The 13,749-nt window shown below is 64.8% G+C and carries 12 protein-coding genes, 1 other RNA gene and 1 pseudogene; 9 read left to right on the forward strand and 5 right to left on the reverse strand.

Annotated features, from left to right (window positions below):
- Positions 1-7: 7 nt before the first annotated feature.
- The 3 genes and pseudogenes from HMPREF0307_RS13280 to HMPREF0307_RS04930 all read right to left on the reverse strand — a co-directional run.
- A pseudogene (locus HMPREF0307_RS13280) lies at positions 8-309 on the reverse strand (helix-turn-helix domain-containing protein); the annotation flags it as partial.
- A 349-nt stretch (positions 310-658) separates the two neighbouring features.
- Positions 659-1,645: an SURF1 family cytochrome oxidase biogenesis protein gene (locus HMPREF0307_RS04925; protein ID WP_066488467.1), complete on the reverse strand. Its 987-nt coding sequence runs from the start codon at positions 1,643-1,645 to the stop codon at positions 659-661.
- Positions 1,646-1,656: 11 nt separating this feature from the next.
- Complete coding sequence (locus HMPREF0307_RS04930; RefSeq protein ID WP_066488471.1) at positions 1,657-2,157, reverse strand: low molecular weight protein-tyrosine-phosphatase; 501 nt, start codon at positions 2,155-2,157, stop codon at positions 1,657-1,659.
- Positions 2,158-2,203: 46 nt separating this feature from the next.
- Here HMPREF0307_RS04930 and HMPREF0307_RS04935 point away from each other — a divergent pair, with 46 nt between their 5' ends.
- From HMPREF0307_RS04935 to HMPREF0307_RS04965, 8 genes are all read left to right on the forward strand, one after another.
- A complete protein-coding gene (locus tag HMPREF0307_RS04935; protein ID WP_066488474.1) occupies positions 2,204-3,337 on the forward strand; it encodes a Nif3-like dinuclear metal center hexameric protein in 1,134 nt (377 codons plus the stop codon).
- Positions 3,338-3,340: 3 nt separating this feature from the next.
- Complete coding sequence (locus tag HMPREF0307_RS04940) at positions 3,341-4,048, forward strand: zinc ribbon domain-containing protein (RefSeq protein ID WP_066488477.1); 708 nt, start codon at positions 3,341-3,343, stop codon at positions 4,046-4,048.
- A gap of 21 nt (positions 4,049-4,069) precedes the next feature.
- Positions 4,070-5,221 (forward strand): bifunctional RNase H/acid phosphatase, encoded by a 1,152-nt coding sequence (locus HMPREF0307_RS04945; protein WP_066488489.1) that lies wholly within the window; start codon positions 4,070-4,072, stop codon positions 5,219-5,221.
- An 11-nt stretch (positions 5,222-5,232) separates the two neighbouring features.
- An RNA gene (rnpB, locus tag HMPREF0307_RS04950) (RNase P RNA component class A) lies at positions 5,233-5,668 on the forward strand.
- 28 nt (positions 5,669-5,696) lie between these two features.
- On the forward strand, positions 5,697-7,106 hold the full coding sequence (locus HMPREF0307_RS04955) for an RNB domain-containing ribonuclease (protein ID WP_066488493.1): 1,410 nt from the start codon (positions 5,697-5,699) through the stop codon (positions 7,104-7,106).
- A 76-nt stretch (positions 7,107-7,182) separates the two neighbouring features.
- Positions 7,183-7,548 carry a hypothetical protein gene (locus HMPREF0307_RS04960; protein ID WP_066488496.1) on the forward strand — a complete coding sequence of 122 codons (366 nt, stop codon included), beginning with the start codon at positions 7,183-7,185 and terminating at the stop codon, positions 7,546-7,548.
- A gap of 236 nt (positions 7,549-7,784) precedes the next feature.
- Positions 7,785-8,444 carry a hypothetical protein gene (locus HMPREF0307_RS12875; RefSeq protein ID WP_156435903.1) on the forward strand — a complete coding sequence of 220 codons (660 nt, stop codon included), beginning with the start codon at positions 7,785-7,787 and terminating at the stop codon, positions 8,442-8,444.
- 397 nt (positions 8,445-8,841) lie between these two features.
- Positions 8,842-10,209: a hypothetical protein gene (locus HMPREF0307_RS04965; RefSeq protein WP_156435904.1), complete on the forward strand. Its 1,368-nt coding sequence runs from the start codon at positions 8,842-8,844 to the stop codon at positions 10,207-10,209.
- A gap of 62 nt (positions 10,210-10,271) precedes the next feature.
- On the opposite strand, the gene HMPREF0307_RS04970 is transcribed toward HMPREF0307_RS04965, so the two are convergent.
- Entirely contained in the window at positions 10,272-11,537 is a 1,266-nt protein-coding gene (locus tag HMPREF0307_RS04970) for a galactokinase family protein (protein ID WP_066488504.1), read from the reverse strand.
- Positions 11,538-11,729: 192 nt separating this feature from the next.
- Here HMPREF0307_RS04970 and HMPREF0307_RS04975 point away from each other — a divergent pair, with 192 nt between their 5' ends.
- The gene (locus HMPREF0307_RS04975; RefSeq protein WP_066488506.1) at positions 11,730-11,918 is read left to right on the forward strand and encodes a hypothetical protein; all 189 of its coding nucleotides are present in this window, start codon (positions 11,730-11,732) and stop codon (positions 11,916-11,918) included.
- 95 nt (positions 11,919-12,013) lie between these two features.
- Here HMPREF0307_RS04975 and HMPREF0307_RS04980 read toward each other — a convergent pair whose 3' ends face one another.
- Positions 12,014-13,729, reverse strand: a complete 1,716-nt coding sequence (locus HMPREF0307_RS04980; protein ID WP_066488508.1) for a CYTH and CHAD domain-containing protein — start codon at positions 13,727-13,729, stop codon at positions 12,014-12,016.
- Positions 13,730-13,749 lie beyond the last annotated feature (20 nt).

A 13,749-nucleotide genomic window follows, 5' to 3' on the forward strand; every position in this document is an offset into this window, starting at 1 on the left:
GCACTTCAGTTCCTTCTTTTTCGAGGTGCCAGCGGATGGTGTGGGCGCCGTTGTCTTGGCCGGTGTCGGTGAGTTCCTGGCGCAGTTCGAGGATGCGTTTAACGATCTGTGTCGGGGTTGCTCGGGGGTTGGTGTGCGGGCGTTTGGATTGGGGTTCTAGGGCTTGTAGGCCGCCGTGGCGGTAGCGCTTAGGAGGGTGCGGATCCATCGGGTGCTTACGCCGAAGAGCTCGGCTGCGTCGGTGTGTTTCATGCCGGTCATAAGGATGGTCTCGACGATGACGCAGTTGGAGGTTTGTTGCTTTCCCATGTGCTGATTGTGGCTGGAAATGGGCGGATCGATGTCTCGCTACATCGCCGGGGGCTTCAGTTGGACTCATTTGTGCAGGCCGGCTTAGTTTGGGTGGAACAGCGGAACGGTGTTGTCGGACATCAGAGGCGTGGGTGGGCGGATCGATGTCGCGAGACATAGCGGATCGATGTCACGGAACCAGACACCCCATGCCGCACCACAAGAAACCCCGTTCTGGCTCGCAGAACGGGGTTTCGTGCATGAGCCGCACTCTTCCTTGAACTCCTTGGACTTAATCCGGTCCGCCGTCGCGAAAGCCGTCCTTAGGTTCAATCAACTGACGTGGCGAGGGCGTCCCAGAGTCTGGCTAGAAGCGCTCGCGCCCGCGCTTGTTGAACTTCTCGTAGTAGTCCGGCTTCGCGTCGCCGTAGCGCGTGCGGGAACGGCGCGACGCGGGCGCAGCGGGGGTGGTCGCGGGTGCTGCGGTCGCGGCAGGCGCTGCAGCTGTTTGAGCAGATTCCGCAGACTCAGAGGACTCAGCCGGTTCCGGCGAAGGCTCCGGCGCGGAACCCGCGGCCTCGGCGTCGGTCGTTGCGGCGGCAGCCATGGCGGCTTCTTCTTCGCGCAGGCGGCGGCGTTCACGCAGCTCGGCGTAGACGAAGTAGATAAGGCCTAGCGGAGCCATGATGCCGAAGGCGATCCACTGGAAGCCGTAGGACAGGTGCGAGCCGCGGTCGAGTTGGGGGACCGGAATGGGGTTGAGCACGCCGGGCTGGTCGTCGTGGGAAATTTGGACGTAGTCCGTGCCCAGCGTGAGGTTCTCAAGCTTGCCCACCTGGCCGGGGTTGATGGAGTAGACCTGCGTGTAGCCCTGGTCCTCGATGGGGGCGGAGGTGTGGACGCGCTCGGCGGTGCGCAGCATCGCGGTGAGCGTGACCTCGCCGGTGGGTACCGGCTCGATGGTCGGCACAGCGTTGCCCTCGCCGGCGGCGACCCAGCCGCGGTCGACGAGCATGGTGAGTCCGTCGTTCGTTTCGAAGGGCACGAGCGACTGATACGTGGGGCCGGACTCGACGGGGCGCAGACGCAGGAGGACTTCCTTGTCCGCGAGGTAGCGGCCCTGCAGCGTGACGCGGGTCCATTCCTTGTTGGCGATTTCGCCGGTGGACGTCACCGCATCAATGAGCGGGACGGGATCGGACTCGTAGGCGGCCTCGATCTCGTGATTGCGCTCGACGATGTCGTGGTCCTTGCCCAGCTGCCACGGCGCGAGCGTGGTGAATGCGAAGTAGGAAAAGACCACGACGAAGAGCGTGAGCAGAACCCACTGGGGCTTGAGAAACGTCTTCAACACAGTTGGGAAGTCTACGCGTTCTCGCGAATCCAATCGAGTAGCCCGGGTACCGCCGCTTCGATGTTCTTGCGGGTCGTCGTGAAGTCGTCCTCCGTCCCGTAATACGGGTCAGCGACATCGGGGCCAGACGCATTCGGGTCGAAGGAGCGCATGAGGACGACGCGCTCCGGATCAACGCCGCGCTTGAGGAGTTCCTCGCGGTGGCCGGAGTCCATGGCGATAAAGAGGTCGGCGTCCATGTGTTCTTCGCCCAGCTGGGCGGCGCGGTGGGCGGCGCCGTCGTGGCCAGCGCGGCGCAGTTCGGCGATGGCGCGCTCGTCCGCGCCCTGGCCCACGTGCCAGCCGCCGAGGCCGCACGAAGAGGTACGGGCGGCGAGATCGAGCATGTCGTTTTCCATGGCGTCGCGGACAATGACCTCGGCCATGGGGGAGCGGCAGATATTGCCGGTGCAAACAAAGACGAGGTGCAGGCGCTTATCCGGCTCGCCGGAGTCGACATGAGGTGTGGTCATGGCGTCTAGGATAGTGGGCCAGAGCCCGAAACGAGAAAGCGAGATTATGACTACTGTTGGCGACATTCGCGCGGTGATGGATGCGGCCTACCCGCCGCACCTGGCGGAGAAGTGGGATGCGGTGGGGCTTATCTGCGGCGACCCCGCGGCCGAGGTGAAGAAAGTAGCCTTCGCGCTCGACTGCACGCAGGCCGTCGCCGAGCGCGCCGTGGCGATCGGCGCGGACATGCTCATCGTCCATCATCCTCTGCTGCTGCGTGGCGTGACAAGCGTTGCTGCCGATACCCCTAAGGGCAAGGTCGTCCACACCCTCCTCGCCGGAGGGGTTGCCCTTTTCGCCGCGCATACCAACGCGGACAAGGCCCGCCCGGGTGTGAACGATCGCCTCGCCGAGCTCGTGGGCATAAAGCCTGGCCGTCCCATCGTGCCGGTCGACCCTGAGGTCATCGACCACTGGGGATTCCACGTCCCGGCCAAGGATGCCGAGACCGTCAAGGCCGCCGTCTTCGCCGCGGGCGCTGGCGCCATCGGCAATTACCACGAGTGCTCCTTCGAATTTGCGGGCCAGGGCCAATTCAAGCCGGTGGAGGGAGCCAACCCGACGGAAGGGGACATCGGAAAGCTTGAGCGCGTCGACGAACTGCGCGTGGAATTTGTCGCGCCCTCCTCGAAGCGCGGTGCCATTGAACAGGCGATCTTTGAGGCGCATCCGTACGAGGTGCCGGCCTTCGAGGTCGTCGAGACAGTCGGCCGTAAGGATCTGGACACGGCGCTGGGGCTGGGGCGCATCGGCAAGCTTGAGCGGCCTATGCGTCTGCGGGAATTTACGCAGCAGGTGGCCAATGCTCTGCCGGAGACGGTGTGGGGCGTGCGCGCGGCCGGCGACCCGGACCGGACGGTGGAGACCGTCGCGGTGAGCTCCGGCTCGGGCGATAGCTTCCTGGAGGCGGCGGCGAAGCTCGGCGCGGATGTGTACGTGACCTCGGATCTGCGCCACCATCCGGTGGATGAGACCTTGCGCGCACACGATATCGCGGTGATCGATACCGCACATTGGGCGAGCGAATTTCCGTGGACCGGGCAGGCGCGCGATATTGTGGTGGAGGCAACCGGCGTCAGCGCCGAGATTATCGAGTTGCGCACCGACCCATGGACGATCAGCGCACACAAGGAGAACTGAACTATGAAACTGCGCGTAGAACTGCACGAGGTACTCCTCGAGCTGGCGAACCTCCAGCGCTCCCAGGGCGTGGCTGTAGATGAACAGCTGCCTGAGGAGAAGGAAGTCGCCAAGCAGGAACAGAAGCTCGCCCGCCTGCGCAACGCCGCGGGTTCGGCCCAGATGGCTGTGGACGATATGGAGGCGGAGATTCTGCGCATCCAGTCTGACGAGCGCAAGCTGCGTCGCCGCGAGCGCGACGACAAGGCGCAGCTCACCGCGGAGCTCGACCCGGAAAAGCGCCGTGACCTGGAGCACGACCGCTACACCGCGAAGTCTCGCATTGCGGATCTCATGAGCGAGCTGCAGGAAGCCCACAACGAGATTCACGCGCTGCGCAACAACGTGGACGTCCACGGCGCCCAGATTTCCGAGGCCGAGCGTCAGCTTGAGGCCGCCCGCCGCGAAGCTCAGGCTGCCCGCGATGCCCGCGAGGCCCAGCCGGATCCCACGGTGCGCATCTCTGAGCTGCGCGACCTGCTGCCCACGGACGTGCTCGAGGAATACGACCGCCTCCGCGTCGAAAACGGCGTGGGCGCCGCGAAGTTCAAGAACCGCGCGTGCGGATCCTGCTACATCGAGCTCCCGCCGGCCGCCGTGGGCTCCATCCGCGGCGCCGCTCCAGAAGAGCTGCCCGAGTGCCCGGACTGCGGCGCGCTCCTCATTCGCTAACTATTTTTTAAAGGCTGGTCAATGAAGGTCGTCATGTACACGGACGGCGGCTCGCGCGGCAACCCCGGCGTCGCCGGCTCCGGCACCGTCGTCTACGCCGCGGACGGAGTCACCGTCCTGCGTGAAATCGCCTACGTCGTGGGCAAGGGTTCTACCAATAACGTCGCCGAGTACCACGGACTCCTGCGTGGCCTCGAGGCCGCCCGCGACCTAGGTGCCACCGAGGTGGAGACCTACATGGACTCCAAGCTCGTCGTCGAGCAGATTTCCGGGCGCTGGAAAATCAAGCACCCGGACATGCAAAAGCTCGCGCTCGAGGCCCGCCGGATCATCTCTGGCTTCCAGTCTTTTTCCATTACCTGGGTCCCGCGTGCGAAGAACAAGGTGGCCGACGCCCTGTCCAACGACGCCATGGACGCCTGTGCTGCCGGGCACCCCGTCGGCATTGTCCAGCGTGCCGATGCCCCCGCTACCGAGACTCCGTCTCCCGCCCCCGCGCCGGCCTCTGACTCGGAGACCCCTATTCCTGCCTCCAACCTGTCCTGGCTCGGGGAGCGCGGACCCGTCACGCGCCTCATCCTCCTGCGGCACGGTGCCACCGCCATGAGCGAGGCCTACCAGTACGCCGGGCGCACCGACGCTGAGCTGTCCTCCGCGGGCCGCGCCCAAGCCGAGGCCGCCGCCCACGCCGCCTCCCGCTGGAGCATAGATGCCATCGTCTCGAGCCCTTTGCAACGCTGCCGCGACACCGCGCAGGCTGTCGGCTCCGCTGTGAACCTGCCTGTGCTCACCGCCGACAACCTGCGCGAGGTGGACTTTGGAGCCTGGGAAGGCCACACCTTCGACGAAGCCCACCAGCGCGACCCCGAACTACACTCCGAGTGGCTCGAGGACACGTCCATCGCCCCGCCGGGCGGCGAGTCCCAGCAGGCGCTGCACCGCCGCGTGCTCAAAGCCCGCCGCGCCCTCGTCGATGAGTACCCCGGAAAGACCGTCCTCGTGGTAAGCCACGTGGGCCCCATCAAGGATCTCCTGCGCCAGGCCCTCGGCACCGGCGCCGCGACCGTAAACCACATCTTCCTCGACCTGGCCTCCGTCTCCGTTGTCGAGTTCTGGGATTCAGGCTCGCTCGTCCGCTCGATTAACGATGTCTCGCACCTGGGGCTAAACTAGAAAGTCGCGAATGAGCCGACCGGACGAACGCGACGCGCCGAACTACCGCTTTGACAGCGGCCAGCGGACGCCGAGGAAAGTCTGGACTCCACAGAGCACGGTGGTTGCTAACAGCAACCCGGGGCGACCCGCGGGCAAGTGCAACAGAAAGTAGACCGCCGTTTCCTCACTCCGTTCGGAAACGAACGCTGTGCGGAACCGGTAAGGGTGAAACGGTGCGGTAAGAGCGCACCAGTACCGTCAGCGATGGCGGTAGCTGGGTAAACCCCACTGGGAGCAAGGCATCACGGCTCGCCACTGGCGGGCCTGCTCAGGTGATTGAGGGCTGCTCGCCCAAGCCTGAAGGTAGCTGCTTGAACCAACTGGCAACGGTTGGTCTAGATGGATGTTCGTCGCGCCACCCACACGGGCGGCGTACAGAATCCGGCTTATAGGTCGACTCATTCGCCCTTTTTAACGGCTAGGCTGGCTCACTATGAAGCTGTATGCCGCCCCGCTCGATTTCCAACCCGTCGCCGAGGAATTCGGCATCGAGCGTGCCTTCCCGCCCACTGTCGAGGAGGAAGCCCGCAACGCGCGCGACCGCTTCGCCGATATCCGTCGCGACGCGCGCCACATCCCGCTGGTGACCATCGACCCGGCCGGCTCCATGGACTTGGACCAGGCCGTCCACATCGAGGCCACCGCCACCGGCTACACCGTCCACTACGCCATCGCTGATGTTATGGCGTTCATCGCGCCGGGCTCGCCGCTGGAAGTCGAGGGCTTCAAGCGCGGCCAAACCATCTACCTGCCGGACGAACCCGCACGCCTGCATCCCGCAGCCTTGTCTGAGGACGCCGCCAGTTTGCTTCCCGATGCACCCCGCCCCGCCGTCCTCTGGACCTTCCAGCTCGACTCTGCCGGCGAGGTGTCCTCCTTCGACGTCGAGCGCGCCCTCGTCCAATCCCGCGCCCGACTTGATTACGAGGCCGTCCACGCCGATCTCGTAGCAGGCCACCTGCATTCCTCCATCGCGCTCTTGCCCGAGGTCGGCGCCCTGCGCCAGACTTCGAGCCTGCGCCGCTCCGCCATCAACCTGCGCGTGCCTTCCCAATCCGTCGAGGAGACCCCCACCGAGTCCGGCGAGACTGTCTTCGAATTGCTCGCCGAGCCGCGCTACGAGGTGATGGACTTCAACTCGGAGATCTCCCTTCTTACCGGCATGTGCGCGGGCCAGCTCATGGCCTCCCACGGCGTCGGGCTCTTGCGCACCTTGCCGGCTGCTTCGCCTGAGTCCGAGGCTTCCTTTCGCTCCGAAGTCGCCGCACTCGGTTTCGACCTTACGGACCAGTCGATTTCGGAATTTTTGCTCAGTGTCGATCCCGATACCCCGCGTGGCATGGCCGCGATGCGTGAAGCCCAGTACCTCCTCCGCGGCGCCGGCTACCAGTGGCTCACCCCTGACGAGGAGCCTGAGGTCCACGCAGGTATCGGCGGCTACTACGCCCACGTCACCGCGCCGCTGCGCCGTCTCGCGGACCGCTTCGCCACCGAGGTCTGCCTCGCCCTGTCTGCCGGCGAGCCTGTGCCCGAGTGGGTCTCCTCCCGCGCAGATGATCTCCTGGAAACAATGAAGCGCACGAACACCGTCGCCTCCCAAGTCGACCGCGCCTGTCTCAAGCTCACCGAGGCCACCGTCCTCGCCCCGTGGGTGGGCACCAACTTCGATTCGATCATCCTCGACTCGGATCCCGAGAAGTCCAAGGCCCGCGCGTTCGTCACCACGCCGCCCATCGTCGCCGACGTCATCGGTGCGCCCGAACCCGGCGCCGAGACGGCCATTTCCCTCGTACGCGCCAATCCCGCCGAGCGCTCCGTTGCCTTCGCCTGGCCTGCGGATTAGCTTTCCTGGCCTTCGTGTCAGGGGCAATTGTTAGCCTTTCGGCCCATCCACCCATCGAGTAGAAAGGACCGGATTGATGATGGACTATCCAGTATCTGAGGCCAGCCTCGTGAAGGCATGCACTGCACTCTACGGTGATGACAGTAAAGTCGATGAGTATCGGCAGACCGTCCGCGGCGCGTTCAACCAGCTTGTCGCCACCGGCATGAATGAGACCGTGGCCCGCGAAGTCGTCCAAGCCCAGTACATCGACGAGGTCGTCGAAGGCGAACGCCAGCGCCGCGCCCATGAGGACCGTCTGGCCACCATCACGCCCATCCCAGTGCCCGACGACCCTGATGAGTACGACGCCATCCTTGAACAGGGCATGCGGGAAATGAACGGCGACGGCGAGTGCGAAACCGAGGAAGAATTCCAGATTCGTTACAAGAATTTCTTCTAATCATCCGCGCCAGCGTGCAACAGCGTGGGACGAACACCGCGTTCGTCCCACGCTTCCTTTATCCGCCCAGCCTTCCGTCGGCGCAAAATGAATTTTTGGTGTCCAACGCGACAAATCATCGAGTTTCGGGCATGCTTGGTGGGCAGAGGGGGACGCCTTTCGGGGCCCAGCCGACGGCGTTGAACTCCTTGAACTCCCCAACGTTTATTTGTTGATCGAAGTTTTAAGGAAAATACATGTTAAGACCACTGCATAATGTGGCGTGCCTTGGCATAGTTGCAGCCTTTCTCACAGGCTGCACCGTCAGCGACGCCGAGCCACAGCCTGCCGTCGGAACTGCCGCCGCCGCAAGCCCCGCGGCGCCTGCACCAGACACCGCTGACGACGAAGCACGAGAGGACCAAGCGTCAATTGATTTGGGCGGCTGGTCGATGCCTGAACCGGGACCTTTTGATTTGGCAACCTATCAAGCAGATCCTTTCGAGCCGTGTAAGGAAATCCCAGAGGTTGTCCTGCAACGGGCTGGCTTGATTAAGAAAGAAAACCCTCTCGGCCATCTAACGCCGTTTCCGTGTGAACTTCTCCCGCTCCACCAAGATTTGGAGGGCGCATTGCTGACGATTAATGCGTGGCAAGGCAATCCACTGAATCTAGCGGAATCGGCGGGGCAGTTTGTAGACGGGCGGGGTAACCCGTCCATGCCAGAAATTGTAGTTCTACGGCCAGTTGACCCAGCTATGAAGCAAGTTTGTGAAGCTGCCGTTGAAACTCCGCGAGGGACAATTTCAGTTACCTATGCTTTTGTGACAGCGCCAGGGCATGGCTCAGAACAATGCCGCATGCCAGAGAAAATTCTCTCCTCTCTATATGCGAAGGAACTTGATGATGCGGCTTAATACTTCGAATCTTCAAGATAATGGTTCGCGTGCTGTGAATCTCGAGCACACTATTTCTCGTGGCTCGAGTTTTGCAGGAGGAATGACGTCTGCAATTTCTACAATTTCTGGTGTGCGTGAAGCCGGACAGATTCATTCGAGACTTCTAAATTCGGATCCTTCATCCGCTCAACAAGTCGTCCAATTGCTGGGACAACAGATGGGGTGGATTGGGGGACAGTTAAGAAAGTTCGCTGTTGGAGCAATTGCCCAGGATATGCTTGCGGCGCATTCGCTAGAAGCCGTTGAGACGGGCGGAATTTCTCCGGATGAGATTTTCATGTTGGACCCGCAGCCTGATGCGAGCTATGGCGCGGTTCATTTCGTGAAGCCAGTGGTGACAGTCGGAATGGATGCCTTGTCAGTTATTGCTGAGGTGCTGTCGCTCGACGCCAATAGCATCTCCGCGACGCTGAATCAGTGGAAATCTGTTTCCGCGTCGGCAGGGGAGGCTGCGGCGCAGCTGGAGTCGATGGCAGCGTCGCTCGAAGAGTCGAACGAGGGCGAGTCGATTGACGCGGCGGTGGCGAAGATCCGTGAGATTGCAGGGACGGGCTCGGAGATTGCGGCGAATGCAGGGGCGATGGCTGGACGCACGGGTGCGATGTTGGGATTGTCCCAGGTATCGAAGTTGATGGCGCTGTCCATGGCGTCGACGTTGTCTCTGCCGATGGATCCGGTGAGCCGGGAAGCCGTCGAGCAGTCGGGTCTGGTCATGATGCAGAACGCGCTGCAGTCGATGGTGGATGTCTCGCTGCCGCCGGTGGCGAGCATCGCGCAGCCGCAGATGCGTGCCTCGGGAGGAGACTTCACGGCAGGCATGGACGCGGTCAACGCGAGCGGATTTGGTTTGTCGACGGATGAGGTGGAATGGCCGAAGTCCTTTGAGGAAGCGGTTGTGCGCGGTGCGGTGGGACCAGGGTCCTTCGAGATTGTCAATGGGCAGCTGCGGCCGGTCAATGATATCGGGTTGTCGGCGGAGGACCTGGCGCAGCTCAATAAGGCCGCGCAAACGTACGTTCCGGCGATTTATGACGCAGCTGGATTGCCGGAGCTGTCGCAGGCGCTGACGACGCCGGCATCGGTCGGAACGCTGCCGAGCGCGGCGGGGTTGACTGCAGGTCTGCCCGGCGGAGTGGGTGGTGCCGCGGGTGGATTGTCGGGTGGCGCGCCGGGTATCGGGGCGTTGTCGGGCGGAGGAGCGTCGCCAGCGAATCTCGGTGGTGCATCGGGACTTGGAGCGGCAGCAGGACTGGGTGGGGGAATAAACTCAGGGCTGGGTGGCTCAGGCATCGGTGCCGCACCGATGGGTGCGCTCGGAGGTGCTGGCGGCGGTGCGGCTGGGGCTGCGGGTCGTGGCGGAGGTGTGCGCGGTGGCATCGGAAGCCGAGTAGGCATGCCGGCAGCGGGGGGACTCGGCGCGGGTGTAGGACGCGTTGGGCTGCCTGGTGCAGGTGGAGTCGCGGCCGGTGGCGCGCCAGGTGCTGGTGCTGCGGGCGTGGGTTCGACGGGCGCTGGGGTGCGTGCGGGCGGTGTCGGCGGTGGTGCTGGCGCTGCGCATCGCGGCATGATGCCGATGATGGGCGCTGGTCACGGTCAAGGAGACAAACGGGGGAAGGTAAAGACCGTGACGACGGCGGTGGAGCAAGACCAGAACCGGCGGGCGCTGCTCGGTGAGGTGCCGCCGTCGGTGCCGGGCGTAATTGGAGCGTGGGTGCGCGACTAAACGTGCGTGTCCGCTTTAGACGAAGACCCCGAGCGGTGCTCGGGGTCTTCGTGCGTCACGGTTTATTCGGGGCGGGCGGGCTCGCCGGGGTGGAGGGCGATGACATCGAGGCCAGCCTCGGAGAGATCGTCGGCGAAGTGGTCTGCCTTGACTGCGGGGACGTAGGCGACGACGGCGTTAGCTATTCCGGCGGAGGCGGCGCGGGTGCCGACGGCGCCGCGTAGAGCGGAAAGTTCCGCGATCTGCTGCGCATTTTCCAGGCCGTAGATGGCAGCGAGTTCGGTCTGCGAGGACCCGAGGACGGAGAAGAGCTCCGTGCCGCGGCGCGAACGCAGGGACCGGGCGACGCCCTGGGCGCGGGTGGTCTCATCATCGAAGAAAGCGAGCCAGTTGCGGGCATCGGGAAGCGTGGGCTGGCCTTCGGGACCGTCGATTTCGTGGACGGCCGTGAGCCAGTCGACGACGCGCGGGGCGGCATCGGGAAGCAGACGCAGCGAGTCCGTGCCGAAAGCGTGGCAGGCGTCGTGGACGAAGCGCTGGCGGGCGCGAATGTGGGCTACGGAGGCGGCGATATCGCCCGCGGCGGGGACGGAGACGACGAAACCACTCATCTCCTTGCCCAGCGGGTGCGGTGCCTGGGTGACCGAGTTATCCGCGTAGTCGATGACGGAGACGGTCTCCGCGGCACCGCGCAGCGCCGCCGTGTGGCGGGCGCGCAGGGGTGGGACCTCGGAGAACAAAGTGACAGCCTGGGCGCAGACATCGGCGATGCGGGCGCGCATGGGGGCATCGGCAAGCTCCTCGTGGTCGCTGATGAGGGCGAGGGCCGTGGCGACGTCCATGGCCGAGCGGGCGCCGAGGCCAGCGTGCGGTGGGATATCCGAGACGACCGTGATATCCATGCCGGAGGTCTCGCGGGAGAGGAGCTGGCGGTTGATGAGCATCCACACCATGCCTGCCACGCGGGTGTGCGTGTTGCCCGTGGGCGCTGGCGGGACGATGGTGCGGCCCTCCGAATCTGTGGTGGGCTGTTGCGCCGCTGCCAAGGCGGCGAGGGCCTCGAGGGACGAGTCCTCCGTGGTCTCCTCGTTGTTTTCTGCGATGGTCACGCGAATGACGTCATCCGTGCGGGGGCTCACGGCCACGGCGGCGCGCAGATCCACCAGCCCGATGACGGTCACGCCGCCGTAGTAATCCACGTGCTCGCCAATGACATTCCACGTCGCAGGAGCGCTGGCCACCGCCTGTGGCTGCGCGCCAGTCAAGCGCGTGTGCAGCTCACGGGCACGGTCAGCGGCGGGGGAGTCGGGGTGGTGCCACATCGGCATGAAGAATTACTCCTTTGGACTGGGGTGCATGCCTCCCCGGCGCTGCGCGACAGGCGCGCGCTGCGGGGAGACCAAGCGGAACAGTCGACATTCTACCGGTCGCACGGCCCGCGTTTCGCGGTAGCCTGGGTGGCACAGATTACGACGAACGCGCCGCGACGTCCCCGTCGCGGCAGACAAGGAGCAAAGACAATGACGAACGCAGGCAACACCAAGTGGTACTACGACGTTGCTACCGGCCAGGTGACCGAAGGCCCCGAGTCCGGTTGGGATAATCGCATGGGCCCGTACGATACCCGCGAAGAGGCCGAAAACGCCCTCAAGCTCGCTGCAGAGCGCAACGCTGCTGCCGATGCCGCCGATAAGGCCTGGGAGGACTAACTCCCGCGCGCAGCCGCGCTGCGCCTATCTGTGCGAACGGCCGCCGTCCCCGTATGGGGGCGGCGGCCGTTTCTGCGTTGCGGCTCGGCGCGCGGTTAGGCGTCCATCTTCTTGCGCAGCGGCTTGAAGGAGGACTTAATAGCCTTGAACGCTTCGTGGTAGTCCGCGAGGGCTTCGAGACCAATCATGCGCTCACGCTGGTAGAGCAGGCCGTAGCCGAAGGTGTCCTCGCCGCGGCGGCGGGCGGCCTCAGCCAGTTCGAGGAGCTTGTCGCGCGAGGTGACGGAATCCTGGAAGTCGCCGAGCACGGACTGCATATCCTTGCAGGCCTTGTAGAGTGCTTTCGTCTTGAGGTTCGTGGCGGAACCGGCGGCCTCTGCGGCGTAGCGCAGCTTCTTTGCGGCCTTGCGCATGTCGTGGAAGTAGTTCTCGCGCTCGTGGAGCGGGAGCTCGTCATTGCTCCAGTTCTTCACGGCCTTCTTGTGGCGCTTGACCAGCTTCGCATAGGCCTCGCCCAGGTGGTTGGCCATGACGGTTTCCATGTCGTGGGCGGGTTGCTCGTGGGCGGCGGGCTCAGCCTCGGGCTGTGCGTCCTCAGGCACGGGGGTTGCGGCAGCGGTGTCCTCGGTAGTCGTGTCCTCGGCGGGGGTGTCTGCGACGACCGGCGGATCGAGCAGGAGTTGGTCGAGTTCTTCGAGCAGGCCCAGGTAGCGATCCGAGTTGAGGGCGCCGATCACGTGGCGGTGGGCGCGGCGGTATTCGCGGCCCATGTCGTGGGCGATGTGGTCGCGGGTGGCCTCGTCGAGAACGTCGGAATCCTCAGACGCGAGGAGGGACTGCCAGCGCTCCTCGACGACCTCGGCGTCGCGTGCGACACCGAGTAGGCCTGCGAGGGACTTGAGTTCGCTTTCAATGTGCGCGATCTGCGGGCCCTCGACGATGCCATGGAAGGTCTCCATGTGGCTGCGCAGCTCGCGGGTGGCCACGCGCATCTGGTGGACAGAGTCCCACTCGTTGGCGCGGACCTTGGAGTCGTACTCGATGATTTTGTCGCGGTTGGTCTGCAGTGCGGCGATGACGGCCGCGGCGGCGGAGCCCGGCTCGACGGTGGACTCGCGCATGCTCGGCGGCAGCGGCACGTTGTCCACGGAGTCGCCCAGCGCGGTGGCCAGCTTCGACGGGGACTTAGACGGGAAAGCACCGGCGGCGATGAGCGCCTCGGAGCACAGCTGGAGCAGGTTCGCGGGAGCCGGGGCGTCGGCTGCGGGAGCCTCGGCGGCCTGGGCGGCGGCCTCGGCGGCGACGCCGGTGAGCTCGACTTCCCACTCGCGCCAGCGGGTCTCCTTGCCGGCGGGCAGGAAGGACTTGGCGGTGACATGGTCGTCACAGAACTCGACGACGGGGTTGCCTTCGGGGTCCGCGTAGGTGATCTCGGCGCGCTTATTGTCCACCTGAGCGATGGGCTTGAGGGGGAGGTTGCGCACGAGCGAGCGGATTTCGGCGAGCAGCTCGGCGGGGACGATGTAGTTGCCGTCCGCGGCGTCATCGAGCGGGGCGTGGAGTTCTTGGCGGCCAGCGGCGGTGGGGGTCTTGATGTGCCAGCCGGAGTCGTTGCCGCCGGTGCGGCGACGCAGCGTCATCTTGGCGCGGGTGAGACGCAGGTCCGGGGTGTCGAAGTAGATGGCGGAGAGCTCGTGGTGCTCCTCGCGGGCGACGGAGCCGATCTCAGGCAGCGTGGTGAGATCCGGCAGCTCGGCGGAGCTGTCGACTGCGAATTTGGCCTCGATTTCGAGGGCACTGGTAATGGCCATCTACTCTTTCCTTTTCCTCG

It is taken from the genome of Corynebacterium sp. DNF00584 (genome assembly GCF_001552965.1).
Lineage (GTDB): Bacteria > Actinomycetota > Actinomycetes > Mycobacteriales > Mycobacteriaceae > Corynebacterium > Corynebacterium phoceense.